This window comes from Spirillospora sp. NPDC049652 (assembly GCF_040675125.1).
In the GTDB taxonomy this organism is placed as follows: domain Bacteria; phylum Actinomycetota; class Actinomycetes; order Streptosporangiales; family Streptosporangiaceae; genus Spirillospora.
In genome coordinates, this window is the sequence record NZ_JBFAOF010000946.1 from 1 (window position 1) to 2,686 (window position 2,686).

Sequence of the window (2,686 nt, forward strand, 5' to 3'; positions counted from 1 at the left end):
CCGCCGCGTTCCCGGAGGGCCCGCGGCGCACCCGGGCGCTCGGCGTCAACGGCGCGCTGCTGTCGCTCGGCTTCGTCATCGGGACGATCGGCGGCGGCCTCATCACCAGCGGGCTGAACTGGCGCTGGACGATGCTGATCCTGTTCGGCATCGGCGCGCTGGTGGTGACCGGCGCGGTGACGGTCGTGCCGGAGACGGCCGGACGGTCCCGGGCGCGGCTGGACGTGCCCGGCGCGATCCTGGCGAGCGGCGGACTGTTCGCCCTGGTCTACGGCATCTCCGACGGCGGCCGGGCGGGCTGGGGCAGCGTCCGGACGGTCGCGACGCTGCTCGGCGCGGCCGTCCTGCTGGGCGCGTTCCTCGCGGCCGAGGCGCGGCACGCGGCGCCGCTCGGCAGCGGGTGGCGAGCTCCCGGCTTCCGGCCTTCTCGATCCAGCGGCAAGGCGGGCGGCGCGGTCCTGCGCATCGCCACGTTCCCCGGCACGACGGTCGAGCGCTTCGACGACGCGTCCCGGCAGACGTTCGACCAGACCACCAACCACACGCCGTACCTCTACCTCAGGACGGAGGGGCCGCTGCTGCCGGGCTCGAACATGAACCGTTCGGGGAAGAGCTCGGCGGCCGCGACGCGCTGCCAGCGGGTGGCGAGCTCCCGGCTTCCGGCCTTCTCGATCTCGGCGGCGGTCGGCTTGCGGACGAGCCCGTACCCGACCGCCGCTCCCCCGCCCACGAGGGCGAGCACGCCGAACACGAGCAGCAGCGCGATCCCGGCAAGCGGCCGCCGCCGCCCGGCCGCAGACGCCGGCACGTCCTCAGACGCGGACGCAGGCACGATTTCGGACGCAGGCGCGGCCTCGAACGTGGGCGCGGGGGTGGGATCGGGCGGGGGCCCGTCCTGGTCTTCGGGGTTCGCGGACGATCCCTCTGATGGGGGTTTTTCTGCCACGAAAGCGGATCTAACAGAACCCGCACCTCATACCGCTCGGTTTATGGATTGAGGCGACCCCTAAGCCTGATTACGGACGCCAGCAGCCCGGCCAGCGCGAGCACGCAGGCGATCCAGCATCCCTGGACCAACGCGGCCGGATGCCGGACGACCCGGATCGGGGCCCGTCCGCCGACCACCGTCGTCGGAGCGGCCCCGAGACCGTCCGTCCGGGCGGCGGCGAGGGAGTCGGACGCGGTGAGCGCGGCGGCCGCGTCCACCCGACCGAACCCGACGCCGAGGTCGTAGCCGCCGGGCGCGCGGTTCCGGGCGCTCTCCACCAGGGACCGCGCGACCAGCGCGGGGGCCAGCTTCGGATGCCGGGCCCGGATGAGCGCGGCGACGCCGGACACGAAGGCGGTCGCCGGGCTGGTGCCGTCCGCGAACCGGTACCGGCCCCCGGGATTCGCGCCGATGATCCGGACGCCGGGCGCGGACACGACGACGGCGGAGTTGCGGTTCGAGAAGTCCGCGTGGCGGCCTCCGGCGTCCACGGCGGCGACCGAGACGACGCCGGGGTAGGACGCGGGGTAGGTGTAGCGGGCGTGGCCGCCGCGCCGGTCCGCGCGGTCGGCGCCGCCGTTGCCCGCCGCCGCGACCACCACGACGCCGCGGCTGACCGCGTAGGCGACCGCGTCCCGCTCGGCGGGGACGGGATACGAACGGCCGAGGGACAGGTTGATGACGTCCGCGCCATGGTCCACGGCGTAGCGGATGCCGCGCGCGACCGTCCCCTCGAAGCGCTTGTCGCCGTTGAACGCGGCGTAGCCGGGTTCGTCGCGCTCCAGGACGACCCGCACCGACAGGACACGGGCCTCGGGCGCGACGCCCGTCACGCCCTCCGCGCCCTCGGGACCATGGCCGTGACCAGCGATGATGGACGCCATTCCGGTGCCGTGCAGCCGCCGGGGCTCCGTCCCGGACGGCGCGGCCCCGGCGGTGTAGTCCGGGCCGGTGACGACGCTCCCGGCGAGGTCGGCCTGCGTGGCGTCCACGCTCGAGTCGAGGACGGCGACGGTCACGCCGCGTCCGCGCGAGACGGCCCAGGCGCGCGGCACACCGAGCGAGTCCAGGACGGGAGCCATCGCGTCCCGAACCCCGTCGGCGCGAGCGGCCCCGGCGATCGGCACGCACGCCAGCACGCAGGTCAGCATGGCCGGCGCAACGGCCGATGCGGCTCTCACCCCGTCCTCCGCCTCAGCACACCCACACCGGCTCGCCGCACCGGACGGCGGCGGGCGCGGCGAGGGGCCGCAGCACGCCCTCGGCGAGCTGCGGACCGAGTTCGGCGAGGTCGTCCTGCTGCTGGTCGGCGCGCAGGGTCGGCCGTCCGTCGGCGTAGCCGACCGTGGCGGCGACCAGGTAGGGGCCGCGCTGGACGAGCGCCGCCGTCTGCCGGGACGCGTCGCCGAACCGCTCGACGACCGAGCCGGGGAAGCCGAGCGCGCGCAGGCCCGGAGCCACCGCGCCCCGGCCCGGGAACCAGGGGGCGGCGGCCCGCGCGGACGGCTCGTCCGGGAAGGCCACGACGCCGAGCGTGACCGCGATCCCCTGGAGCTGGTCGAGGTAGGTGGCGCGCAGCGCGGCGCGGCAGCCCCGGACGACCAGGGACGCGCCGAGCGGGGCGTCCACGGCGTCGCCGCAGGCCGTGTCCGGGGAGACCCCGACGCGGCGGGCGCGCTCGGGGCCGCCCTGGTCGAG

1 protein-coding gene and 2 pseudogenes are annotated in these 2,686 nt (G+C 76.2%); 1 reads left to right on the forward strand and 2 read right to left on the reverse strand.

Annotated elements, in window-relative coordinates; all coding sequences use genetic code 11:
* Positions 1–998, forward strand: a pseudogene (locus AB0J52_RS35235) (hypothetical protein); the annotation flags it as partial.
* Here the strand turns inward: AB0J52_RS35235 and AB0J52_RS35240 are convergent.
* Both AB0J52_RS35240 and AB0J52_RS35245 read right to left on the reverse strand, forming a co-directional pair.
* Entirely contained in the window at positions 988–2,169 is a 1,182-nt protein-coding gene (locus AB0J52_RS35240; RefSeq protein ID WP_500187246.1) for a S8 family serine peptidase, read from the reverse strand. The pseudogene AB0J52_RS35235 and the gene AB0J52_RS35240 overlap by 11 nt on opposite strands.
* 13 nt (positions 2,170–2,182) lie before the next feature.
* Positions 2,183–2,686, reverse strand: a pseudogene (locus tag AB0J52_RS35245) (hypothetical protein); the annotation flags it as partial.